Source organism: Paraburkholderia monticola (genome assembly GCF_001580545.1).
GTDB classification, from domain to species: Bacteria; Pseudomonadota; Gammaproteobacteria; order Burkholderiales; family Burkholderiaceae; genus Paraburkholderia; species Paraburkholderia monticola.
Genome location: NZ_LRBG01000003.1, coordinates 210,981 through 234,687 on the forward strand (window position 1 = coordinate 210,981; position 23,707 = coordinate 234,687).

At 65.0% G+C, this 23,707-nt stretch carries 21 protein-coding genes; 3 read left to right on the forward strand and 18 right to left on the reverse strand.

Going from position 1 to position 23,707, the window contains the following annotated elements; genetic code table 11:
* Positions 1–22: 22 nt before the first annotated feature.
* From CI15_RS04360 to edd, 4 genes are all read right to left on the reverse strand, one after another.
* A complete protein-coding gene (locus tag CI15_RS04360) occupies positions 23–517 on the reverse strand; it encodes a gluconokinase (RefSeq protein ID WP_062124655.1) in 495 nt (164 codons plus the stop codon).
* Between the two features lie 10 nt (positions 518–527).
* Positions 528–1,913 carry a GntT/GntP/DsdX family permease gene (locus tag CI15_RS04365; RefSeq protein ID WP_062124657.1) on the reverse strand — a complete coding sequence of 462 codons (1,386 nt, stop codon included), beginning with the start codon at positions 1,911–1,913 and terminating at the stop codon, positions 528–530.
* Between the two features lie 250 nt (positions 1,914–2,163).
* Positions 2,164–2,805: a bifunctional 4-hydroxy-2-oxoglutarate aldolase/2-dehydro-3-deoxy-phosphogluconate aldolase gene (gene eda / locus CI15_RS04370; RefSeq protein WP_062124660.1), complete on the reverse strand. Its 642-nt coding sequence runs from the start codon at positions 2,803–2,805 to the stop codon at positions 2,164–2,166.
* A gap of 11 nt (positions 2,806–2,816) precedes the next feature.
* Positions 2,817–4,760, reverse strand: coding sequence for a phosphogluconate dehydratase (edd, locus tag CI15_RS04375; RefSeq protein ID WP_062124662.1), 1,944 nt, complete (start codon positions 4,758–4,760; stop codon positions 2,817–2,819).
* 294 nt (positions 4,761–5,054) lie between these two features.
* Between edd and CI15_RS04380 the strand changes: the two genes are divergently transcribed.
* Positions 5,055–5,900: a MurR/RpiR family transcriptional regulator gene (locus CI15_RS04380; protein ID WP_062124664.1), complete on the forward strand. Its 846-nt coding sequence runs from the start codon at positions 5,055–5,057 to the stop codon at positions 5,898–5,900.
* A gap of 105 nt (positions 5,901–6,005) precedes the next feature.
* Here CI15_RS04380 and CI15_RS04385 read toward each other — a convergent pair whose 3' ends face one another.
* The 9 genes from CI15_RS04385 to CI15_RS04425 all read right to left on the reverse strand — a co-directional run bounded on the left by CI15_RS04385 (position 6,006) and on the right by CI15_RS04425 (position 15,826).
* Positions 6,006–6,422: a CopD family protein gene (locus CI15_RS04385; RefSeq protein ID WP_062124666.1), complete on the reverse strand. Its 417-nt coding sequence runs from the start codon at positions 6,420–6,422 to the stop codon at positions 6,006–6,008.
* Between the two features lie 34 nt (positions 6,423–6,456).
* Positions 6,457–7,728, reverse strand: coding sequence for a glutamate-5-semialdehyde dehydrogenase (locus CI15_RS04390; RefSeq protein WP_062124668.1), 1,272 nt, complete (start codon positions 7,726–7,728; stop codon positions 6,457–6,459).
* A 214-nt stretch (positions 7,729–7,942) separates the two neighbouring features.
* The gene (gene holA / locus CI15_RS04395) at positions 7,943–9,070 is read right to left on the reverse strand and encodes a DNA polymerase III subunit delta (protein ID WP_062124670.1); all 1,128 of its coding nucleotides are present in this window, start codon (positions 9,068–9,070) and stop codon (positions 7,943–7,945) included.
* Between the two features lie 54 nt (positions 9,071–9,124).
* Positions 9,125–9,676: an LPS-assembly lipoprotein LptE gene (locus tag CI15_RS04400; protein ID WP_174543200.1), complete on the reverse strand. Its 552-nt coding sequence runs from the start codon at positions 9,674–9,676 to the stop codon at positions 9,125–9,127.
* Between the two features lie 85 nt (positions 9,677–9,761).
* Complete coding sequence (leuS, locus tag CI15_RS04405) at positions 9,762–12,353, reverse strand: leucine--tRNA ligase (RefSeq protein WP_062124674.1); 2,592 nt, start codon at positions 12,351–12,353, stop codon at positions 9,762–9,764.
* Positions 12,354–12,547: 194 nt separating this feature from the next.
* Entirely contained in the window at positions 12,548–12,979 is a 432-nt protein-coding gene (locus CI15_RS04410) for an ExbD/TolR family protein (RefSeq protein WP_062124676.1), read from the reverse strand.
* A gap of 78 nt (positions 12,980–13,057) precedes the next feature.
* Positions 13,058–13,774 carry a MotA/TolQ/ExbB proton channel family protein gene (locus tag CI15_RS04415; protein WP_062124678.1) on the reverse strand — a complete coding sequence of 239 codons (717 nt, stop codon included), beginning with the start codon at positions 13,772–13,774 and terminating at the stop codon, positions 13,058–13,060.
* A gap of 78 nt (positions 13,775–13,852) precedes the next feature.
* Entirely contained in the window at positions 13,853–14,650 is a 798-nt protein-coding gene (gene dapB, locus CI15_RS04420; RefSeq protein WP_062124680.1) for a 4-hydroxy-tetrahydrodipicolinate reductase, read from the reverse strand.
* A 324-nt stretch (positions 14,651–14,974) separates the two neighbouring features.
* Positions 14,975–15,826: an outer membrane protein assembly factor BamE gene (locus CI15_RS04425; protein ID WP_062124683.1), complete on the reverse strand. Its 852-nt coding sequence runs from the start codon at positions 15,824–15,826 to the stop codon at positions 14,975–14,977.
* 153 nt (positions 15,827–15,979) lie between these two features.
* Between CI15_RS04425 and fur the strand changes: the two genes are divergently transcribed.
* Complete coding sequence (gene fur / locus CI15_RS04430; protein ID WP_062124685.1) at positions 15,980–16,408, forward strand: ferric iron uptake transcriptional regulator; 429 nt, start codon at positions 15,980–15,982, stop codon at positions 16,406–16,408.
* 109 nt (positions 16,409–16,517) lie between these two features.
* Here fur and CI15_RS04435 read toward each other — a convergent pair whose 3' ends face one another.
* The 3 genes from CI15_RS04435 to CI15_RS04445 form a co-directional block, all read right to left on the reverse strand.
* Positions 16,518–17,030 (reverse strand): ureidoglycolate lyase, encoded by a 513-nt coding sequence (locus CI15_RS04435; protein WP_062124687.1) that lies wholly within the window; start codon positions 17,028–17,030, stop codon positions 16,518–16,520.
* Between the two features lie 23 nt (positions 17,031–17,053).
* The gene (alc, locus tag CI15_RS04440) at positions 17,054–18,064 is read right to left on the reverse strand and encodes an allantoicase (RefSeq protein WP_062124865.1); all 1,011 of its coding nucleotides are present in this window, start codon (positions 18,062–18,064) and stop codon (positions 17,054–17,056) included.
* A gap of 133 nt (positions 18,065–18,197) precedes the next feature.
* Positions 18,198–19,526, reverse strand: coding sequence for a C4-dicarboxylate transporter DctA (locus CI15_RS04445; protein WP_062124689.1), 1,329 nt, complete (start codon positions 19,524–19,526; stop codon positions 18,198–18,200).
* A gap of 238 nt (positions 19,527–19,764) precedes the next feature.
* Here CI15_RS04445 and CI15_RS04450 point away from each other — a divergent pair, with 238 nt between their 5' ends.
* On the forward strand, positions 19,765–20,451 hold the full coding sequence (locus CI15_RS04450; RefSeq protein ID WP_062124691.1) for a FadR/GntR family transcriptional regulator: 687 nt from the start codon (positions 19,765–19,767) through the stop codon (positions 20,449–20,451).
* A gap of 72 nt (positions 20,452–20,523) precedes the next feature.
* Here the strand turns inward: CI15_RS04450 and gap are convergent, their stop codons facing one another.
* Both gap and tkt read right to left on the reverse strand, forming a co-directional pair.
* On the reverse strand, positions 20,524–21,534 hold the full coding sequence (gap, locus tag CI15_RS04455) for a type I glyceraldehyde-3-phosphate dehydrogenase (protein ID WP_062124693.1): 1,011 nt from the start codon (positions 21,532–21,534) through the stop codon (positions 20,524–20,526).
* Positions 21,535–21,644: 110 nt separating this feature from the next.
* A complete protein-coding gene (gene tkt / locus CI15_RS04460) occupies positions 21,645–23,666 on the reverse strand; it encodes a transketolase (protein ID WP_062124699.1) in 2,022 nt (673 codons plus the stop codon).
* Positions 23,667–23,707: the final 41 nt, after the last annotated feature.

Here is a 23,707-nt window from a genome sequence, read left to right on the forward strand (position 1 = left end):
AGAGTGCGGAGAAGCCAACGACTCAGCGCGCTTCGACCTGCTTGAGCACCTCGTCGACGATCTGCTCCGGCGTCAGATCGATGCTGACCGTGATCGCTTCATCGTCGCCGGGTTCCTCGAGCGTCTCGAGCTGGCTTTCCAGCAGCGACGGATCGAAGAAATGCCCGGTGCGATGCCCCAGACGCTCCGCGAGCACCTCGCGCGAACCCTTCAGGTAGACGAAGCACACGTCCTTGTCGCCGGCGCGAAGAATGTCGCGATACGAGCGCTTCAGCGACGAACAGGTGAACACCGCCGTCTCGCCCGCCTTCTGCTTTTCCTCGATGGCCGCGCGGATCGTCTTCAGCCACGGCCAACGGTCTTCGTCGGTGAGCGGGATGCCGTGGTGCATCTTCTCCTTGTTCGCCGCGCTATGGAACGCGTCGCCGTCGGTGAATGCGCAATGCAGGCGCTCGGCCAGCATTTCGCCAATCCTCGTCTTGCCGGCACCCGACACGCCCATTGCGATCAGAATCATTTGAAACTCCTTACAGGACCGCCGCGAGTGCGAAGGTCAGGCCCAGCCCCATCAGCGAGATGATGGTTTCGAGGAGCGACCACGTCTTGAAGGTCTGCCCCACCGTCATGCCGAAATATTCCTTGATCAGCCAGAAGCCGCCGTCGTTCACGTGCGAGAAGATCAGCGAGCCCGAACCGGTCGCGAGCACCATCAGTTCCGGCTTCACCTGCACGCCGCCGGCCAACGCGATCGGCGCGACGATGCCGCAGGCGGTCGTCATCGCGACCGTGGCCGAACCGGTCGCGAGACGGATCATCGCCGCGACGAGCCAGCCGAACATCAGCGGCGACAGATGAATCGCGGTCGCCACGTTGGTGATTTCCTTCGAAATGCCGCTATCCATCAGCACACGGCCAAAACCGCCGCCCGCACCGACGATCAGTGTAATACCCGCGATCGGCGCGAGACACTCGCCGCAGAACTTCTGGATCTGCTCGCGGTTGAAGCCGCGGCTCGCGCCAAAGGTCCAGAAGCTGACCAGCACGGCCGTCAGCAGCGCGACATCGGTGTTGCCGAAAAAGCGCAGCAGATCGTTCGGCAGCGTCTTCGGCTCGAAGACCAGGTCGGCCCAGCTGCCGACCAGCATCAGCACCACCGGCAACAGGATCGTGGCCAGCGTGATGCCGAAGCCCGGCAGTTCGCGCTTCGGTGTGTTGGCTGTCGCGCCGTTGCCGTTATTCGCGTCGTGAGCGAGAAATTGCGCGGCCAGTGCGTTTTCCTTCGGCAACTGGATATGGCGGCTCACCAGCAGCGCGAACAGCGGACCGGCGACGATTGCGCACGGCACGCCGACGATCAGACCATAGGCGATCGTCTTGCCGATGTCGGCGTGATACGCCTGCACGGCGAGCAGCGCGGCCGGGTGCGGCGGAATCAGACCGTGCACGACGGACAGGCCCGCGACCATCGGCAGGCCGACCAGCAGCAGCGATTTGTTGGTGCGCTTCGCGACGTTGAACGCGATCGGAATCAGCAGCACGAACCCGACTTCAAAGAACACCGGCAAACCGACGATGATCGCCACGACCATCATCGCCCAGTGAATGTGCTTCTCGCCGAACCAGTTGATCAGTGTGGTCGCGACGCGCTCGGCGCCGCCCGATTCGGCCATCATCTTGCCGAGCATCGTGCCGAGACCGACCACGATGGCAATGTGCCCAAGTGTGTTGCCGTTACCTGTTTCGAACGATTTGACGATGGTCTGCATCGGCATGCCGGCCACGAGGCCCAGCAGCAACGAGACGATGATCAGGACGAGAAACGGATAGATTTTGAAGCGCGTGATCATCAAGATCAGCAACGCGATCGCGATCAACGCGTAGACGAGCAGCATGCTGCCGTGGGCAGATTCCATGAATCCCCTCCTTTGGTTTATTGATTTCAGAGTGCGGATGCGGCCGGCACTTCGTCTCACGGCAACCTGCGCGATGCCCGAAAACCCGGCTAGCCGCGCGGTGGCTGAATTTTACTGTTTGTTTCCAGAAAACGCGCGCAAATCCAGCACGCATATACGCAAAAAAAGAGTCTCAGCGCGACAGCCTGGTGCGGCTGCATCGACGAGACTCCTGGGCCCGGTTCAGATAACCGAAGCGTAGTGGTGATGTTTAGTGCGCGGGGGCGGCCAGCTGGCTCGCGGCGCGCGCGAGGCGCGTGATCTCATCCCAGTTCTGCGCGGCGAGCGCGGCCTTCGGCGTGAGCCACGAACCGCCGACGCAAACCACATTCGGCAGCGACAGGAAGTGCGGCGCGGTCTCGGGCGTGATGCCGCCGGTCGGGCAGAACTTCAGCGCCGGGAACGGACCGTGGAATGCCTGCAGCATCGGCACGCCGCCCGCCTGCTGCGCGGGGAAGAACTTGACGATCTCGTAGCCGAGCTCGAGCGCGAGAATGATGTCCGACGGCGTCATCACGCCGGGCAACAACGGCAAGCCCGCATCCTGCGCGGCCTGGTGCATCTCCTTGGTCAGGCCCGGCGACACGCCGAACTGCGCGCCCGCCTTCTTCGCCTGTTCGCAGTGCTCGGGCTTCGTGATCGTGCCGACACCGACCACGATATCGTCGGCGAGCCCGCACGCGCGCTCGATTGCGCCGAGCCCCGCGGGCGTGCGCAGCGTGATTTCGAGCACCTTCACGCCGCCCGCGTGCAACGCGCGCGACACGTGTTCACCCTGCTCGACGGTGTCGAACGCGAGCACCGGAATCACCGGGCCGAGGCGCACGATATCGCTTACTGTTTTCGACGTCATAGTCAGACTCCTTATTTATGCAGCGCCGCGCCGGCTTGCGCGGTGCTCGTGTGATGGTCGCCGTGTTGATGGCCGTGCTTGTGATGGCCGGCTTGGCCGTGCTGTCCGACAGGCGCGCCGCCCTCGCCGACCAGTTGGCCGAACACCGAAGCGCCCAGCTCGGCCGGCGCCGCCGCCGCACGAAACACGCCGAACAGCTCGCGGCCGAAACCGACTTCGTTGTCCGGCTGATGCAGCGGCTCGGCGCTCTGACGCGCGGCCCATTCGGCCGCGTCGATCTCGATGTCGAGGACGCCGGCTTCGGCGTCGATCACCAGCATGTCGCCCGTGCGGACCTTGCCGATCGGGCCTTGCAGCAATGCTTCCGGCGACAGGTGAATCACCGCCGGCACCTTGCCCGACGCCCCAGACATGCGGCCATCGGTCACCAGCGCGACATGGAAACCCTGATCCTGCAACACACCGAGCAGCGGCGTCAAACGATGGAGCTCGGGCATGCCGTTTGCGCGTGCGCCCTGGAAGCGCACCACCGCGACGAAGTCGCGCTTGAGTTCGCCCTTGTCGAACGCTTCCTGCACCGCTTCCTGCGAATCGAACACGATGGCCGGCGCCTTCACCTTGCGATGCTGCGCCGCGACCGCCGAGATCTTGATCACGCCGCGGCCGAGCTTGCCCTGCATCAGCCGCAGGCCGCCGTCCGGCTGGAACGGCTCCTTGATACCGCGCAGCACTGCCGTATCCGCGCTCGCCTCGACGCCCGCCACCCATTGCAGCTTGCCGTCGAGCAGCTTCGGCTCCTCGGTGTAGCGCTTCAGGCCTTTGCCCGCCACGGTGTTCACATCTTCATGCAGCAGACCGCCTTCGAGCAGGTTGCGTACGAGGAACGCGACGCCGCCCGCCGCGTGGAAGTGGTTCACGTCGGCCTTGCCGTTCGGATAGATCTTCGCGAGCAGCGGCACCGCCTGCGACAGCGTGTCGAAATCGTCCCAGTCGATCACGATGCCGGCCGCGCGCGCAATCGCGACGAGGTGCAGCGTGTGATTGGTCGAGCCGCCGGTCGCCAGCAGCGCGACGATGCCGTTGACGATCGCCTTCTCGTCGATGACATGGCCGATCGGCATGTAGTGGCCGCGCTCGACGGTCAGATCGAGCACGCGGCGCGCGGCCTGCGCGGTCAGCGCATCGCGCAGCGGCGTGTGCGGATGCACGAAAGCCGAGCCCGGCAGATGCAGGCCCATCACTTCCATCAGCATCTGGTTGCTGTTCGCGGTGCCGTAAAAGGTGCAGGTGCCGTGGCTGTGATAGGCGGCCGCTTCCGCTTCGAGCAGCGCGTCGCGGCCGCACTGGCCGGTTGCGAACTGCTGACGCGTCTTGGCTTTGTCGTCGTTTGACAGGCCGCTCGCCATCGGGCCGGCAGGCACGAAGATGGTCGGCAGATGGCCGAATTGCAGCGCGCCGATCAAGAGGCCCGGCACGATCTTGTCGCAGATGCCGAGGCACAGCGCCGCGTCGAACATGTTGTGCGTGAGCGCGATGGCCGTGCCCATCGCAATCGCTTCGCGCGAGAACAGCGACAGCTCCATGCCCGCGTTGCCCTGCGTGATGCCGTCGCACATTGCCGGCACGCCGCCCGCGAATTGCGCGACACCGCCGTTCTCTCGGGCGGCCTGCTTGATGATGTCCGGGTAGTTTTTGTACGGCGCGTGCGCCGACAGCATCTCGTTGTACGACGAGACGATGCCGATGTTCGGCTCGCGGATCTGCTTGATCACGAGCTTGTCGTTGCCTTCGAGGCCGGCGAAACCGTGGGCCAGGTTCGCGCACGACAACGCGCCGCGCGCCGGGAAGCGCCCCTGCGCATGCTGGATACGGGCCAGATACGCTTCACGCGTGGGCTTGCTGCGCTCGATCACGCGTTTCGTGACCTTCAACAATTGCGAATGCGGGGAAACCATCTGAGCTCCTTCGTCTTTGGCGGCAGGCGCGCATGACACCAGGCGGTATCGCGGGTTGTGTAATCGAACGATGCAATCTTAGTAGAAAAACTACACGCCATCAATGATGAATTCTGCTGCGCCGCCGCATCGCACAGACGGCTGAATCGCCCTATTGACGGTACTTCGGCGCTTTGAAGCAGAAACCCAGGGAATACACTTACTCCCCAATATGTAGTTTTTGTACCTAGCTTTTGTGCGCCAACGGCCAATCGGATATAGTCCACACGTCTTCAGCATAGTGCGAGTTTTCCGATGATGCTGTCCCAGGTGGAAGAGATGCGTGAGCAGCTGCGCCCGTCCGAGCGCAAGCTGGCCGATTACGTGATCGAGGCGCCGCGCGAGGTGCTCGATCTGTCGATGACCGAGGTCGCCGCGCGCGCGGGCGTGAGTCAGCCGACGATCGCGCGTTTCTGTCACGCGCTCGGCTTTTCAGGGTTTCGCGAATTCAAGATCCGCCTCGCACAGGGCATCGCCGCCGAAGTGCCGGCCGTCTATCGCGACGTGCGGCCCGACGAGCCGACGCCGGGCGTCGCCGCGAAGGTGCTCGATCGCACCATCGGCGCACTGATCCAGGTGCGCAACAACCTGTCCTCGGACAGCGTCGCGGCCGCGATCGACATGCTCGCGCAGGCAAAGCGCATCGAGTTCTACGGCGCGGGCGGCTCGGGCATCGCCGCGCTCGACGTGCAGCACAAGTTCTTTCGGCTCGGCATGCCGAGCGTCGCCTACTCGGACCCGCATACCTTTTTGATGTCGGCCGCGCTGCTCGGGCCGGGGGACGTGGTCGTCGCGATCTCCAATACGGGCCGCACGCGCGACATCATCGACGCCGCGAAGGCCGCGCTGAACGCGGGCGCGAAGGTCATCGCGATCACGCACGGCAACTCGCCGCTCGCGCGGCTCGCCACCGTGGGCCTGTTTGCGAACGTCGACGAAGATACCGACATCTTTTCGCCGATGACCTCGCGCGTGTCGCATCTGGCGATCGGCGACATTCTCGCGGTCGGCGTCGCGCTAAGCCGTGGGCCGGAACTGGTGGAGAAGCTCGCGCAGACGAAGGAGGTGATTCATCGGCGGCGGGTGGATCCGCAGGGGTAACTCGCGAGCGCAAATAAAACGAAGGGCGGTGTGCCGTTCACCCGGCACACCGCCCTTTGGTCTTTTCCAGCTCGGCGCCAATCGGAGTCAGGCGCCGTCAGCCGCTCAGAAAGGCTTGATCACCACCAGCGCAACGGCCGCGAGCATGCCGAGCACCGGCAACTCGTTGAACATCCGATACCACTTGTCCGAACGGCGATTCTCGCCGCGCTCGAACCTGCGCAGCAGCACACCGCAGTACGCGTGGTAGATGACGAGCAGCACGACCACGCCGACCTTCGCGTGAATCCAGCCCTCCCCGCTGCCGATGCCGATCACGAGCCACAACCACAGGCCGCACGCGATCGCGGGCACGGCGATGAAGCTCATGAAGCGGAACAGCTTGCGCGCCATCAGCAGAAGACGCGCCGTCGCGGCGGGTTCCGTTTCCATCGCCAGATTGACGAAGATGCGCGGCAGATAGAACAGGCCGGCAAACCAGGAAGCAATCAATACGATGTGAAACGTCTTTACCCAGAGCATCGGCGGGTTCCTGTCGTGGTGCTTCGATTCGTTGTTATTGACGGCCTTCGCCGTGACCCAGCACGACGTACTTCAGCGAGGTCAGCCCTTCGAGGCCGACCGGGCCGCGCGCATGCAGCTTGTCGTTCGAGATGCCGATCTCGGCGCCGAGGCCGAACTCGAAGCCGTCCGCGAAACGCGTCGACGCGTTGACCATCACGCTCGCCGAATCGACTTCGCGCAGGAAGCGCATCGCGCGGTCGTGATCTTCGGTGACGATCGCGTCGGTGTGCTGCGAGCTATACGTGTTGATGTGCTCGATCGCCGCGTCGATGCCGTCGACCACCTTGATCGCGAGCACCGGCGCGAGATATTCGGTGCGCCAGTCTTCCTCGGTCGCGTCGACGAGCGGGCCGACGCCCGCATCGGCGAGCACCGCGCGCGCCGCCGCGTCGACGCGCAGCTCGACGTCCTTGCCGCGATACAATTGCCCAAGCGGCGGCAGCACTTGCGCCGCGATGCCGCGTGCGACCAGCAGCGTCTCCATCGTGTTGCAGGTGCCGTAGCGATGCGTCTTGGCGTTGTCGCAAACGTTGAGCGCCTTGGCCAGGTCCGCGCGATCGTCGACATAGACGTGGCAGATGCCGTCGAGGTGCTTGATCATCGGCACGCGCGCTTCGTTCATCAGACGCTCGATCAGGCTCTTGCCGCCGCGCGGCACGATCACGTCGACGTATTCGGTCATCGTGATCAGCTTGCCGACCGCCGCGCGGTCCGAGGTCGCGACGACCTGCACCGCGTCCTGCGGCAGACCTGCCGCTTCGAGCCCTTCGCCGATCAGCTTCGCGAGCGCGGTATTGCATTCGAGCGCTTCCGAGCCGCCGCGCAAGATGGTCGCGTTGCCGGACTTCAGGCACAGCGCGGCCGCGTCGATGGTCACGTTCGGACGCGATTCGTAGATGATGCCGATCACGCCGAGCGGCACCCGCATCTGGCCGACCTGGATGCCGCTCGGCCGATACTTCAGATTGCTGATCTCGCCGATCGGATCGGCCAGCGCCGCGACCTGGCGCAAGCCTTCGACCATCGTCTTCAGCGCCTTGTCGGACAGCGTCAAACGGTCGATGAACGCGGCGTCGTGGCCCTTCCCGCGGGCGCGTTCGAGGTCGCGCGCGTTGGCCGCCTTCAGCAGATCGGCATCGCGCTCGATAGCCTCGGCGACAGCCGCAAGCGCCGCATTCTTCGCGGCGGTCGAGGCACGCGCCATCGCGCGCGAAGCCTGGCGGGCGCGCCGGCCGAGGTCGGTCATGTACTGGTCGATATCCATGGTCATTCTCGTGATGCCTTGCACGTCGGCGTGCGGTGGTCGGGCAAGATTAGCGAAAGATCAAACGATTGTAAGTCGGGTACTGGGGCTTTGCTCGGGTGCGGGCGGCGGGTGCGCCGATGGGGTGCCTCGAGCGTGTGGCCAGCGAACCGCGGGGGTCTGCATGCGAACCGGCTGAGCGTTGCGATGTGAATCCACGCTCGCCCACGCCGCTTCAGACTGGCCGCCGCGCTGGCGCCGCAGTTGGCGCCCGAGGTCGCGACGGCGGCACTGGCGGCGCTGCCGACGGCTTCGGCGCGGCCACCGTCATGGCGAGTTCGAACAGGCCGTCCCACGGATCGGGCGGCGGATCATGACGATGATTGCCCGGCGTGCCGCCCGACAGCCCCTTCACCTGACGGTCGAGCCGCGCCGCGAGCGCGAGCGCCTTCTCGAGCGCCGCTTCGGTAACGCGCGACAGCGCCGGCCCGATCAGCCGTTCGCGCGGACCCCACACGCGGTTCTCGCGCGTGAGCATCGCCAGCGGCTTGCCGGCCGCGACGCCGCGCTTGATCCGCAACAGCGTGCGCACTTCTTCGACGACGGCCCACAGCACGAGGACCGAAGCCTCGCCCTCGCCGCGCAGCCCGTCAAGCATGCGCGCGAGACGGCCGACGTCCCCCGCGAGCATCGCCTCGTTGAGCTTGAACACGTCATAGCGCGCGACGTTCAACACCGCGTCCTGAATCTGATCGAAGCTCAGCGAGCCGCTCGGATACAGCAGCCCGAGCTTCTGGATTTCCTGATGCGCGGCGAGCAGATTGCCCTCGACGCGCTCGGCGATGAACGCGAGCGCGCGACGCCCTTCCTCGCCGGCCGCGACGCGCTGACCTTGCGCCGCGAGCCGCTGCCCGACCCAGTTCGGCAACTGCGCGCGCTCGACCGGATCGATCTTCAGCGCGACGCCGGCGTCGGCGAGCGCGGTGAACCATGCCGATTTTTGCGTGGCCGCGTCGAGGCGCGGCAGCGTGATCATCGTCAGGACGTCGTCGTTGACGGTGGACGCGAGCGCCTTCAGCGCATCGGCGCCCTCCTTGCCCGGCTTGCCCGACGGAATGCGCAATTCGACGAGCTGGCGGTCGCCGAACAGCGACATCGACTGGCTCGCGCCAAGGAGCGAACTCCAGTCGAAGCCGCGCTCGACCGTGAACACCGAGCGATCCGTGAAACCGGCCGCGCGCGCCGCCGCGCGGATGCGGTCGCAGGCTTCCTGCGCGAGCAGGTGCTCGTCGCCGTACACGACGTACAGTCCGGCGAGGCCCTTGGCGAGATGCGCTTCGAGCGCGTCAGGTCGCAGTTGCATGGCTGGCGGTCGACGGGATGGAGAAGATTCGACGAAGCACGATCTGCGCGACGTTCACAGCGGCGGCGGCGGCAACGGCGCGCGCGGCACGACGGCCGGCACGGCCTCGGCCGGCGTCGGATGCATCGAGCGCACCACGCCGAGACGGCGGACCAGCTGATCGACCGCGTCGTTTTCCATGTCGGCGAACAGGATGTCGGACTCGGCGGCCTTCGCCTGCGAGAACTGGTCGCTATAGGTCATCGCGCGGTTCAGCGAGATCACGCTGCCCGGAATCAGCACGGTGCCATCCTTGCCGGTCAGCGTGTAGGTCATCGCCAGATTCAGCTGATACTCGGCGACGACGCCCAGCGAATTCAGCGTCAGCGTGCTGATGTTGCGGTTCTGCGAGATCAGCAGGATCGCGTCGGCATTGGCGACCGAGTTGACCACCACGGTGTCGCTGCCGCCCTGCACGATGCGCGTGAAGCGCGCGACGGCCGCGGGCGAGCCGCCCGCCACATAGAGGCGCTTGAACGCGTAGTCCTGCTGGCCGCGCAACTGGAAGCCGCAGGCCGACAACATCATTACGCTGCAAGCGAGCGTCAAAAACGATCTGCGAGTCACATTCGCTCCCGGTTCGCAGTGGATTCGCGGTGCCGAGGAGCGCCGCCGGGCGGCGCTCCGTCTGCAGAATGAAGGCGTGGAAACGTCAAACGACCACGTTCACGAGGCGGCCCGGCACCACGATGATCTTCTTCGGCGCTTTGCCTTCGCTGAACTTCGCGACCATTTCGTGCGCGGCCGCCTGCTGCTCGATCACTTCGCGCGAGGCGTCCTTCGCGACCGTGATCGCGCCACGCACCTTGCCGTTCACCTGCAGCACGAGTTCGATCTCGGCCTGTTCGAGCGCCTTCTCGTCGACCTTCGGCCACGGCGCGTCGAGCAGCGGGCCGAAGTCGTCCGCGTAGCCGAGTTCCTGCCACAGCTGGAAGGTCAGATGCGGCACGACCGGGTACAGCACGCGCAGCATCACGCCGTAGGTTTCGCGCAGCACGGCCGTCTGCGCGCCCTTCGCGCCGTCGAGCGCGTTGAGCATCTTCATCGCGGCCGACACCACCGTGTTGTATTGCAGACGCTGATAGTCGAAATCCGCCTGCTTCAGCACGTTATAGATCTCGCGACGCAGCGTCTTGTCGGCGTCGTTGAATTGCGCGGCGTCGAGCTGACCGCCCGCGCGCAGCGCGGCTTCGTTCGTATAGCCGAAGTTCCACACGCGACGCAGGAAGCGGCTCGCGCCTTCGACGCCCGAACCTGACCACTCGAGCTGCTGCTCGGGCGGAGCGGCGAACATCACGAACAGACGCGCGGTGTCCGCGCCGTGCTGATCGATCAGCATTTGCGGGTCGACGCCGTTGTTCTTCGACTTCGACATCTTCTCGACGCCGCCGAGCACGACCGGCTGGCCGTCCGCGTTCAGCACCGCGCCGACCGGACGGCCCTTGTCGTCGAACGACACGGTCACATCGGCCGGGTTGTACCAGGTCTTCTTGCCCGCTTCATTTTCGCGGTAATAAGTTTCGTTGAGCACCATGCCCTGCGTGAGCAGGTTCCTGGCCGGCTCGCCGAACTTCACGAGGCCGAGGTCGCGCATCACCTTCGCCCAGAAGCGCGAGTACAGCAGGTGCAGGATCGCGTGCTCGATGCCGCCGATGTACTGGTCCATCGGCGCCCAGTAGTCGGTGCGCTCGTCGACCATCGTCTTCGCGTCCGGCGACGCGTAGCGGTAGAAGTACCACGACGAATCGACGAAGGTGTCCATCGTGTCGGTTTCGCGCTTGGCCGCGCCGCCGCACTTCGGACACGCGCAGTTCAGGAACGCTTCGGACTTCGCGAGCGGATTGCCCGTGCCGTCCGGCACGAGGTCTTCCGGCAGCACGACGGGCAGATCCTGCTCCGGCACCGGCACATCGCCGCAGCTCGGGCAGTGGATGATCGGAATCGGCGTGCCCCAGTAACGCTGGCGCGACACGCCCCAGTCGCGCAGACGCCACGTGATCTGCTTGTCGCCGAGGCCGAGCTCCTTGAGATCGGCGGCGATGCGATCGACGGCTTCGTCGTAGGCGAGGCCGTCGTACTTGCCGCTGTTCACCAGCGTGCCGGTCTTCTCGCCGTACCACTCGGCCCAGGCTTCGGTCGAGAATTCCTTGCCCTCGAGCGCCACCACCTGCTTGATCGGCAGACCGTATTTCTTCACGAACGCGAAGTCGCGCTCGTCGTGCGCCGGCACGCCCATCACCGCGCCTTCGCCGTACGTCATCAGCACGTAGTTGCCGATCCACACTTCGACCTGCTCCTGCGTCAGCGGATGCGTGACGTAAAAGCCGGTGGCCATGCCCTTCTTTTCCATCGTCGCGACATCGGCTTCGGCAACCCCGCCGCGCTTGCATTCGTCGATGAAAGCCTGCAGTTCCGGCTTGTCTTGCGCGAGGCGCGTGGCGAGCGGATGCTCGGCGGCGATCGCGCAGAACGTGACGCCCATGATCGTGTCGGCGCGCGTCGTGAACACGCGCAGCAGCTTCTGTTCGCCGTCGATCTCGTACGGGAAACCGAAGTTCACGCCGAAGCTCTTGCCGATCCAGTTCTGCTGCATGATCTTCACGCGCTCGGGCCAGCCGAGACCTTCGAGATCGTTCAGCAGCTCATCCGCGTACTGGGTGATGCGCATGTAGTACATCGGGATTTCGCGCTTTTCGACGAGCGCGCCCGAGCGCCAGCCGCGCCCGTCGATCACCTGCTCGTTCGCGAGCACGGTCTGGTCGACCGGGTCCCAGTTGACCGTGCCGGTTTTCTTGTACGCGATGCCCTTTTCCAGCATCTTCAGGAACAGCCACTGGTTCCACTTGTAGTAGTCGGGGCTGCAGGTCGCGACTTCGCGCGACCAGTCGATCGCGAGGCCCATCGACTGCATCTGCTTCTTCATGTAAGCGATGTTGTCGTAGGTCCACTGCGCGGGCGGCACGTTGTTGGCCATCGCCGCGTTTTCCGCCGGCATGCCGAACGCGTCCCAACCCATCGGCATCAGCACGTTGTAGCCGTTCATCCGCAGATAGCGGTACATCACGTCGTTGATCGTGTAGTTGCGCACGTGCCCCATGTGCAGCTTGCCCGACGGATACGGCAGCATCGAGACGCAGTAGAACTTGGGCTTGTCGGTGGTTTCCGTCGTCTTGTAGGCGTCGATGGCGCGCCATTGCCCTTGCGCGGCGGCTTCGACGTCGGAGGGAACGTATTTTTCGTGCATGGTGTGATGGGATCGCTGGGTTCGGTGCTTTCGCACCGGCCTGGTGCTCTGCAGGATGTTGTTGCGTCGTTTCCCCGCAGGCGGGGAAAGGGCTGATTATACCGTTCGCGGACGGGTGCGCCGCGCGGCGTGGTGGGCGGCCGGGCAGGCCGGATTCATCGACGCGGCGCGCGCCCAGCCAGGCCCAGCGCCGCTCAATGTTGAGCGACGGGCGGCGGCGGGTCCGTCACGAAGCCGATGCGCGTGAGCCCCGCCTGCTGCGCGGCGCCCATCACCTGCGCAATCACCTCATAGCGCGTCGAACGCTCCGCGCGCAACTGGATGTCCGGCTGGTCCGGCTGCTTGCCGGCCTCGGCGAACCGCGTGCTCATCTGCGCGGGCGTGATCGGCTGGCCGTTCCAGTAGAGCTTGCCGGCGCCGTCGATGGACAGGGAAATGGTCTGCGGGGTCTGACGCGCGGGCGCCGCCGCGACCTTCGGCAGATCGAGCCGGATCGCGTGCGAGAACAGCGGCGCGGTGATGATGAAAATCACCAGCAACACCAGCATCACGTCGATCAACGGCGTCATGTTGATCTCGGCCATCGGCCCGGCCGTGTGCTTCTTCTCAAGTCCGCCGAATGCCATGCCGCCTCCTTGCGTCTGAGCTTGACTGTGCGCTGTGCGGCGCGCCGCCGTGTGCCTGAGGCCGCGCCGCGTTGCGCGTCAGCGGTGCGTCTCGTGCGCCGCCTGCTGCGCGCGCGGCGGCGGCGTGTGCTCGGCCGGCGCGCACACGTACGCATGCAGATCGTGCGCGAAGCCGTCCAGCTCCTCGCACAATTGCCGCACGAGGCGGCCCAGCACGTTGTACGCGAGCACCGCCGGAATCGCGACCACCAGACCGAACGCGGTCATGATCAGCGCCTCGCCGACCGGTCCCGCGACGTTCTCGATTTGCGCCTGCCCGCTCGCCGCGATGCTGCCGAGCGCGTGATAGATGCCCCACACGGTGCCGAGCAGCCCAACGAACGGCGCGGTGCTACCGACCGAGGCGAGCAGCACCTGACCGAATTCGAGCCGCCGCTGCGACGCATTGAGCGCCTGGCGCAACGCGCGCAGCACGCGTTCGCTACGCTCGACGCGCGCGAGCAGCGCGCCCGGAATGTCGACCTCGGCCGCCTGGAGCGCTGCTTCGGCGAGCGGCGCGAACACCCGCTCGCGGTCGGTGCGACGCAGGATGGCGACGCCTTCGGCGAGCGTCGGCGCCTGCCAGAATCGCGCGATCGCCCGCGTGGCCTGGCGTTTCGCGCGCGTCAAAATCCAGCTCTTGACGATCAGAAAGCACCAGCTCGCAATCGACATGGCCAGCAGCACATAGGCGACGCCATGCGTGAGCGCATCGCTCGTTTGCAGGTAATGGATGATGCCGCTGCTGCCTGCCATCTGACCTCGCCATGGGAAAGTGACTTCGGGAGGGCGCGCTCAGGATGCGCGGCCCCGCCTATGCGCAACCGCTTCCGCTCAACGCAGGCCGAGCACGTCCTGCATGTCGAAGAAGCCATTGTCGTGGCCTTCGAGGAAGCGTACAGCACGAAGCGCGCCTTGTGCATATGACAACCGGCTCGCCGATTTGTGCGTGATTTCGATGCGCTCGCCGATGCCCGCGAACAGCACCGTGTGATCGCCGACGATGTCGCCGCCGCGAATCGCCGAGAAGCCGATCGTCGACGGATCGCGCTCACCGGTGACGCCTTCGCGGCCGTAGACCGCGCAGTCGTCGAGATTGCGGCCGAGCGCGTTGGCGATCACTTCGCCCATCGTCAGCGCGGTCCCGGACGGCGCGTCGACCTTATGGCGATGATGCGCTTCGATGATCTCGATGTCGTAGCCGGTCGCGAACTGCTTCGCCGCATATTCGAGCAGCTTCAGCGTGACGTTCACGCCGACGCTCATGTTCGACGCGAACACGACGCCGATCCGCTCCGCCGCCGCGCGCAGCTGCGCTTTTTGGGCATTGTCGAAGCCGGTCGTGCCGATCACCATTTTGACGTTGTGGCGCTGCGCCGCTTCGAGATGCCTGAGCGTCGCGTCGGGGCGCGTGAAGTCGATCAGATAGTCGGATTCGGCGAACACGCGCTCGATGTCGTCGGACAGCAGCACGCCGGTCTGTTTGCCGAGTAATGCGCCGGCGTCCTGGCCGAGCTGCGCCGCGCCCGTGCGGCAGAGCGCGCCGGACAGCGTGGCGTCGGCATCGTTGAGGACGGTTTCGATCAGCATGCGGCCCATACGGCCCGATGCGCCAGCAATGGCAATTTTCATGACGATGAGGATTCGAGAAGAGTCAACCGGAACGGCGCCCGGCACATGCACCGACTAGTGTGCCGGCGAACGCGCCCGGGCGATACAGGGACAAGCGCCGCGAGGCGCGAGGATCTGGTGGCGGAATCGGCCGGCTCGCTCCCGGGGCCAAAGCCCGTGGCTGACCGGGATGTCGCTCGGGCGAGCAACTGATGGCCCACTGCGGCCACACATTCAAGCGGCCCAAGCGGCACTTTTCCGGCCTAACCTGCCGCCGGACAAACGCACATCCGGCGGGCGCTGCGCGGATGGCGCGCAGCCCGCCTCACAACACGGACGAGCCAATCAGTTGCTCGTTCCCGACGTCGACGGCGAACCGGTCTGCGCCGGGCTACCACTGTTTTGCGAGCCGGTCGGTCCAACCGGGTTGCTCTCGTTGTCCGGAGCCGGCGGCGGCGGCCGCTTGAACTGGAACTGCGGCTGGCCAGCAGCCGTCGGACCTTGAGTCGGGATGCCGCCTGCGCCCGCTCTCGGCACGGCCGAACGCACCGACGGCGCGCCGTTTGTCGGCGACACCGCGCTCGTCGCGCGATTGGCGGCCTGGGCGGCTTCCGCGTTGGCGTCCATGGACGGCGTAGCGGCTTGCTGGGCACCTTCGACCGACGGCGAGCGCGTCGTATCTACCGTGACCGGTGCCGCTGCAGCAGCGGCACCGCTCGCGGCGGCTGCGTCGCTGGCGGCCACGGCGTTGGCGGCCTCGGCCGCGCTCGTCGCGCGCGGCGGCGTCGCGTTCGGGCGACGGCCACTGCGGTCGCCGTCGATTTCAGCCAGCAATTCGAGATTGGTCGGCAGATCCTCGCCGCCCGTCCAGTGGGTCACGAGGTCGCCCGAGAAGAACACCACGAAGTCGCGCTGCTGCACGATCGACGTCGAGCCGCGCTTGAAATAGAACACATAGTCCCAGCGCTCGGCATGGAACATGTCGGTCAATAGCGGCGTGCCGAGCAGTTGACGCACTTGCGCGCGCGTCATGCCGACCTTCATCTGATTGGCCATTTCCTGCGACACGAAATTACCTTGCACAACCGTAATACGATACGGCGTAATGCGTTGGGCAATGCGCTGGGTCAGGCTGTCGTATGTGGAACATCCGGCAAGAACCGCGACAGTCGCAACAGCGATCAAGGTACCCCGCATGCGGCTCCCCCGGTAGATCAATTGAGATTTAGAAATCATTTCACTCACCGTGCGGGCCCACTTGCGGGCCGCGCTCATTCCATCGAAGATGACCAGAACGGCAAAAACACATTACTATGAGAGCCCAGCATTGTACTCTAGGGATCCCTTGTCATGACCAATCCAACCGATCTCAAGAATATCGGGCTCAAGGCGACCCTTCCGCGCCTCAAAATTCTTGAGATTTTCCAGCACAGCCCGGTGCGTCACCTGACCGCCGAAGACGTCTACCGCAACCTCCTGCACGAAGAACTCGATATCGGTCTCGCCACCGTCTATCGCGTGCTGACGCAATTCGAGCAGGCCGGCCTGCTCTCGCGCAGCAATTTCGAATCGGGCAAGGCGGTGTTCGAACTGAACGAAGGGTCGCACCACGACCACCTCGTCTGCCTCGATTGCGGGATCGTCGAAGAATTCTTCGACCCCGAAATCGAAAGCCGTCAGCAGTCCATTGCCAAGGCTCGCGGCTTCAAGCTGCAGGAGCACGCGCTGGCGCTGTATGGGGTATGCACCAAGGAGAATTGCCCGCATCGCAAGCATTGATATCGATGCGTTGCGGACCGCAGGGATCAGGCGGCCCGCCAAGTGGAAAAAGACCCGGCCGATGGAGATCATCGGCCGGGTCTTTTTTTCGATGCGGCAGCCAATGTCGCTATCCGATCAGTTCCACGCTGGGCTCGAAGGCGAGCCGCCACGGCTCGGAAAGTTGCAATTCGTCGCAATTCGGCGCGTCGCCGCCACGATCGACGACGATGAAATCGCTGACCTGATCCAGCGCGAGCAGCGGATGGTGCCAGACCCCTTTCGCGTAATTGACGCCCTGCCACGCGTCCGTCCAGAACGCGCGCATGCTTGCCGCGTCGAACTCGCCGGCCGGCGCGACCACCACCAGATAGCGGCCCGCGCGTAAGGGAATGAAAGCCTGACTGCCGAGCGGATGCCGCTCCATCATCGTGATCTCGACGGGCAGCGCGCGCGGCTGCGCCCGAAACAGGTTGACGAGCGGCCGGCCGCCGTCCTCCACCACGTCGACCCGCGCGAGGTCGTGATAGCGCTCGGTCGTGCCGCCGTTGATCGGAAAATGACGCGCGCCGTCGAGTTCGATCACGTCGCCGAACGGTGCGAACGCCGCGCGCGTCAGGCGCTCCATCTGCAGGATCTTCATGGGTGCCGCTCCATTGCTCGACGTTAGGCGATCTCGCCCCACAGACGCAGGCGCGACACGCCGCCGTCCGGGAAGATGTTGAAGCGCACGTGCGTGACCGGTCCGAGCGCGGCGAGGTCATCCGTGAACGTGTGCACGTGGTCCATCTGCAGTTTCTGTTCGCCGAGCAGCACCGGCCAGAACATCGCCTGGGTGACGAGCGAATCGTCGGTGCCGCCCGTTACCGATGCCGCCTGCAGCGAGCAGCGGTCCGGGAAGTTGCCCTTGAAGTGCGCGGTGTCCACTTCGATCTTGCGGATCACGCCAGGCCGCGCAAGCGCGACGATCGCCCAGTCGTTGCCCGGCTCGCGACGCCGCCGCGTCTCCCAACCGTCACCCATGTTCACGCCGCGGCCCGGCATCAGCATCTGCGAGGCCGGCCCGAAATGCTGGTTGTTCGCGGCGACCAGATAGGCGCCGTTTTCGATCGCGGCGAGATCGAGCAGCGTGCCGCGCTCGACACGCGTCCAGTCGCGCTGCGGTTGGCCGTACACGCGCAGTCGCGCGAGGCCGCCGTCCGGGTACAGATTCACGCGCAGATGGGTGACGGGGTGCGGGTCGTTCACCTCGACGTAGTGATGCTGGTTGCCCTGCAACGTCGTGGCCGCCACGAGCGGCTGCCAGTCGGCGTGATCGGGCGGCACGTCGGCGTCGCTATGACAGGCGTCGATCGACGCGGCCGGCGGGAAATTGCCGGTGAAGTGGCTCGTATCGAGATCTACGCCACGCACGACGCCCGGCCGCGCGAGACGGATCACGCAGTAGTCGTGGCCGGTCGTGCGCTTGCGACGCGTTTCCCAGCCGTCCATCCACTTGCCGTGGTCGTCGTATTTGCCCGGGATGAACACCGCCGGCTGCGGGTCGAGCATGCGCTCTTTCGGCGCGAAGAATTCGTCGCTGGCGAACAGCGCCTGCGCGCCGAGGCGCGGATCGGCGAGGTTCATGTAGCGGCGCGTGAAGGCGGGAGCGTTCGGGTCGAGGATCGGGTTGGCCATGATGTCGGTCGGTGTCGAAGAGATCAGGAACAGCCAGCGGAATTGCGGCATCCGCCGGCTAGCGAAAAAACAGTAAAAGGTCGTTTAAAGCACTGTCGGTTGGTCCGGTCAGACCAGAATTAACGTATCGGCATCAGACTGCGGGGGCGTGCTCCCCCGCGCCCGGCTCGACGAGTGTGTCGTCGACCGCGGGCACGAAGCGCAGCGCGGCGTCACGATTGAGCACGCGATGCGCGCGCGCCTTGTCGATGTCGTTTTCCCACACCGCGACCACCACGGTCGCGACGCAGTTGCCGATCAGATTGGTGAGCGCGCGGGCGATGCCGACGAACCAGTCGACCGGCAGGATCAGCACGAGGCCGAGCACCGGGATCGCGGGAATGGCGGAGAGCGTCGCCGCGAGAATCACGATCGCCGAGCCCGGAATGCCGTGCGCGCCCTTCGACGTCACCAGCGATACCAGCACCACGACGATCAGGTCGTGAATCGACAGCGGCGTGTTGGTGGCCTGCGCAATGAAGATGACCGCGAGCGTCAGATAGATCGAAAAGCCGTCGAGGTTGAACGAGTAGCCGGTCGGAATCACGAGGCCGACCGTCGAATCCTTGATGCCCATCCATTCGAGCTTGCGCATGATCTGCGGCAGCACGGCATCGGACGATGCGGTGCCGAGCACGATCGACAGTTCCTCGCGCAGATAGCGGATCAGCTTGAAGATGCTGAAGCCGGCGAGTCGCATCACCGCGCCGAGCACGAGCACGACGAACACGACGCAGCTCGCGTAGAAGACCAGCACGAGCATGCCGAGCTGTTTCAGCGACTCGACGCCGTAGGTGCCGGTCGTGAACGCGATCGCGCCGAGCACGCCGAGCGGCGCGAGCTTGATGATGAAACCCATCACACGGAAGAACACCTGCGACAGTTCATCGATCAGCCCGCTCACGCGCTGCGCGCGCTTGCCGAGCAACGACAACGCGGAGCCGAACAGCACCGAGAACACGAGGATCTGCAGGATGTCGCCGGTCGCGAATGCATTGATCGCGGTGTCGGGGATGATCTTCAGCAGGAAGCCCGCGGTGTCTTTCAGGCTTTTCGCATGCTCGGTGTAGGTCGCGAGCGACCCAGCATCGAGCGAATTGAGGTTCACGTTCATGCCGGCGCCGGGACGCGTCGCGTAGGCGAGCAGCGCACCGATCACGAGCGCGACCGTCGTCATCGCCTCGAAGTAGACCACGGACTTCAGACCGACGCGGCCGACCTTGCGCAGATCGCCCGCGTGCGCCATGCCGCTCACCACGACGCAGAACACGATCGGTCCGATCACCATCTTGATCAGCTTCAGAAAGCCATCGCCGAGCGGCCGCAGCGACTGCGCGAAATGCGGAAATACGGCACCGAGCACGACGCCGACCACGAGCGCTATCACGACCCGGCCAAATAGCGAATTGAAGAATTTCAACACGGCTTCCTCCTACGGATGGTTGTCTCGGTCACTTCTGTTCAGACTGGTCCGACCAGTACTGTTATGGCCAATAGTAGGAAGTCGATATACTCCCGTCAAGGATTGATCGAACAGTGTTTACCCGTTGTTTTTTCGGCGATTTCGGGTCGGATTGGGGATTTCGCGTGGCGTGCGATACGCCCTCTTCGAGCCCGTATTAGAATTGCGGTCAGACCACGCTACCGAGCGCCTGCATGTCATGAAAAACGTCCCGCATACCGTCACCGACGCGGCCATCGCCACCATCCGCGAGCGCATCGAAGCGGGGGTCTATCCGGTCGGTAGTCTATTGCCGGCGCAGCGCCAACTGTCCGATGAATTGTCGATCAGTCGCGCGTCGCTGCGAGAGGCGCTCTCCACGCTCGAAGCGCTCGGCTTGCTGGTGATCCGCCCCGGCAAGGGCGTGTACGTGGAAAGCGCGCAGGCGAAGAACGCGCAGGCGTGGCGTTTCGCCGAGCAGTCGTCGCTGCCCGACACCTATCAGATGCGCTACGCGCTCGAAGGCTTCGTTGCCCGCATGGCGGTGCTCGCGGTCAGCGACGACGATCTCGCGTGGCTCGAAGAAAACATCACCGCCATGCAAAGCGCGCTCGCCTGCGATGAACTCGACGAAGCGGCGCGGCTCGATTATGCGTTCCATATGCGCATCGTCAGCATCGCGGGCAATGCGGCGATCGAGTCGATCCTGCGCAGCAGCGCCGAAATCATGAAGGAAAGCCAACGCATGCCGTTTTACCGGCGCGAGCGGGTGCTATCCACCTACACCGAGCATCGCGCGATTCTCGACGCATTGAAGGCCCGCGATTCGCTCGCCGCGGGCAAGGCGATCGAGACGCACATCGCCAACGCCGCGCAACGCGCCGGCGTCTATTTCCCGACGCCGTAGGCGGTAAAAACCGCAGACGAAAAAAAAGCCGCTCCGAAGAGCGGCTTTTTCATGCAGCGTGAAACCCGAAACTTACTTCGCGTTCGCGAGCGCCACAGCCGTGTCCAGCATGCGGTTCGAGAAGCCCCACTCGTTGTCGTACCAGCTCGACACCTTCACGAGACGGCCCGACACCTTGGTCAGCGTCGCGTCGAAGGTCGACGAAGCCGGGTTGTGGTTGAAGTCGATCGACACGAGCGGTGCGTCGTTGTAGCCGAGGATGCCCTTCAGCGCGCCTTCCGACGCTTCCTTCATGATCGCGTTGACTTCCGCGACCGTCGTGTCGCGCGCGGCGATGAACGACAGGTCGACGACCGACACGTTGATCGTCGGGACGCGGATCGCGTAGCCGTCCAGCTTGCCGTTCAGTTCCGGCAGCACGAGGCCGACCGCCGACGCAGCGCCGGTCTTGGTCGGGATCTGGCTGTGCGTGGCCGAACGCGCGCGGCGCAGGTCTTCGTGGTACACGTCGGTCAGCACCTGGTCGTTCGTGTACGCGTGGATCGTCGTCATCAGGCCGTTCACGAGACCGATCTTGTCGTTCAGCGGCTTGACCAGCGGCGCGAGGCAGTTGGTCGTGCACGATGCGTTCGAGATGACTGTGTCCGATGCCTTCAGCACGTTGTGGTTCACGCCGTAGACGACCGTTGCGTCGACGTCCTTACCGCCCGGCGCCGAGATGATGACCTTCTTCGCGCCGCCCTTGATGTGCGCGCTCGCCTTTTCCTTGGTCGTGAAAAAGCCCGTGCACTCCATCACGACGTCGACGCCCAGCTCGCCCCACGGCAGTTCGGCCGGGTTGCGGTTCGCCAGCACGCGGATCTTGTCGCCGTTCACGACGAGGTAGTCGCCGTCCACCGACACTTCACCCGGGAACTTGCCGTGCGCGGTGTCGTACTGCGTCAGGTGAGCGTTGGTCTTCGCATCGCCCAGATCGTTGATGGCGACGATTTCGATATCGTGCTTCTTGCCGTTTTCATAGAAGGCGCGCAGGGTATTGCGGCCGATCCGGCCGTAGCCGTTGATTGCGACGCGAATCGTCATGATTTATCTCCTGATGGCTAAAAAATCCGTTTATGTTCGCCTGGTCGGGCATGCGCTTCCGTGCGTTGCCGCGCAGCCTCGATCAGCGCGACGGCAACGCGATGCACCGTTCAGCCGAGCGCGGCCTTGGCCGTCGCCACCACGTGCTCGACGGTGAAACCGAAATGCTTGAACAGCACGCCTGCCGGGGCCGATTCGCCGAACGTGTCGATGCCGACCACGCCGCCTTCCAGACCCACGTACTTGCGCCAGAAATCCGACACGCCCGCTTCGATCGCGACGCGGCGCACGCCGTGCGGCAGCACGCGTTCGCGGTACTGGGCGTCCTGCTTGTCGAACACGGTCGTCGACGGCATCGACACGACGCGTGCCGCGATGCCTTCGCGCGCGAGCGGCTCGACGGCCTTCATCGCGAGTTCGACTTCCGAGCCGGTGGCGATCAGGATGATCTTACGCGCGACGATCTCTTCGTCCCAGTCGCGCAGCACGTAGCCGCCCTTCTCGACGTTGGCGATCTGCGCGTCGGTGCGCTCGTTGAACTGCAGGTTCTGGCGGCTGAAGATCAGGCACGACGGACCTTCATGCTCGATCGCATGGGTCCAGGCCACCGCGGTTTCGACCGTGTCGGCCGGGCGCCACGTTTGCAGGTTCGGGATCAGGCGCAGGCTCGCGACGTGCTCGATCGACTGGTGGGTCGGGCCGTCTTCGCCGAGACCGATCGAGTCGTGCGTGAACACGAAGATCGACGGCGACTTCATCAGCGCGGCGACGCGCAGTGCGTTGCGGCTGTAGTCCGAGAACGTCAGGAAGGTGCCGCCGAATGCCTTGAAGCCGCCATGCAGCGCGAGGCCGTTGATCGCGGCGCTCATGCCGAATTCGCGCACGCCGTAGTTCACGTAGTTGCCGGCGGCACGGCCTTCGGCATTCACGCGCACCGGCTTGGCGGCCTTCCAGTTGGTCAGGTTCGAGCCGGTCAGGTCGGCGGAGCCGCCGAGCAGCTCGGGCAGCACAGCCGACAGGCCTTCGATGGCCTGCTGCGACGCCTTACGCGTCGCGACGGTTTCGGCGCGCTCGTTGGCACCGGCGATGATTGCGCGCGCCTTGTCCTTCCAGTCGGCCGGCAGTTGCTTCGCGCTGCGGCGCTTGAACTCGGCAGCTTCCTGCGGGTACTTCGCCGCGTAGGCCGCGAACGCCTTGTCCCAGTCCGCTTCGAAGCGCGCGCCCGCTTCCTTCGCATCCCACGCTGTGTAGACTTCCTGCGGAATCACGAACGGCTCCCACTTCCAGCCGATCGCCTCGCGGGTTGCCGCGATTTCCTTGTCGCCAAGCGGCGCGCCGTGCGAATCGTGCGAGCCTGCCTTGGTCGGCGCGCCTTCGCCGATCACGGTCTTGCAGCAGATCAGCGTCGGCTTGTCCGACTGCTTGGCCTGCTTGATCGCCGCGTCCACTGCGTCGACGTCGTGGCCGACCACGTTCGGGATCACGTTCCAGCCGTACGCTTCGAAGCGCTTCGGCGTGTCGTCGTGGAACCAGTGCACCACTTCGCCGTCGATCGAGATGCCGTTGTCGTCGTAGAACGCGATCAGCTTGTTCAGCTTCAGCACGCCCGCGAGCGAGCAGGCTTCGTGCGAAATGCCTTCCATCAGGCAGCCGTCGCCGACGAACACGTAGGTGTGGTGGTCGACGATCTTCGCGTCAGGCTTGTTGAATTCCGTAGCGAGCAACGACTCGGCGAGCGCCATGCCGACCGCGTTCGCGAGACCCTGGCCGAGCGGGCCCGTGGTCGTCTCGACGCCCGGCGTGATGCCGTATTCCGGGTGACCCGGCGTCTTCGAATGGAGCTGGCGGAAGTTCTTCAGCTCTTCCATCGGCAGATCGTAGCCGGTCAGATGCAGCAGCGAGTACAGCAGCATCGAGCCATGACCGTTCGACAGGACGAAACGGTCGCGATCCGCCCAGTGCGGGTTCTTCGGGTTATGGCGCAGATGGCGCGACCACAAGGCGACGCCGATTTCGGCCATGCCCATCGGCATGCCGGGGTGGCCGGAGTTCGCCTTTTGAACGGCGTCCATGGCCAGCGCGCGGATCGCGTTAGCCATCAGGGAAGTGGGTGCGGGAGACGGGGTCGTCATGTCGAGTCCGGAGACAGAGTCAGAAAGCGGGGGCGCGCTTG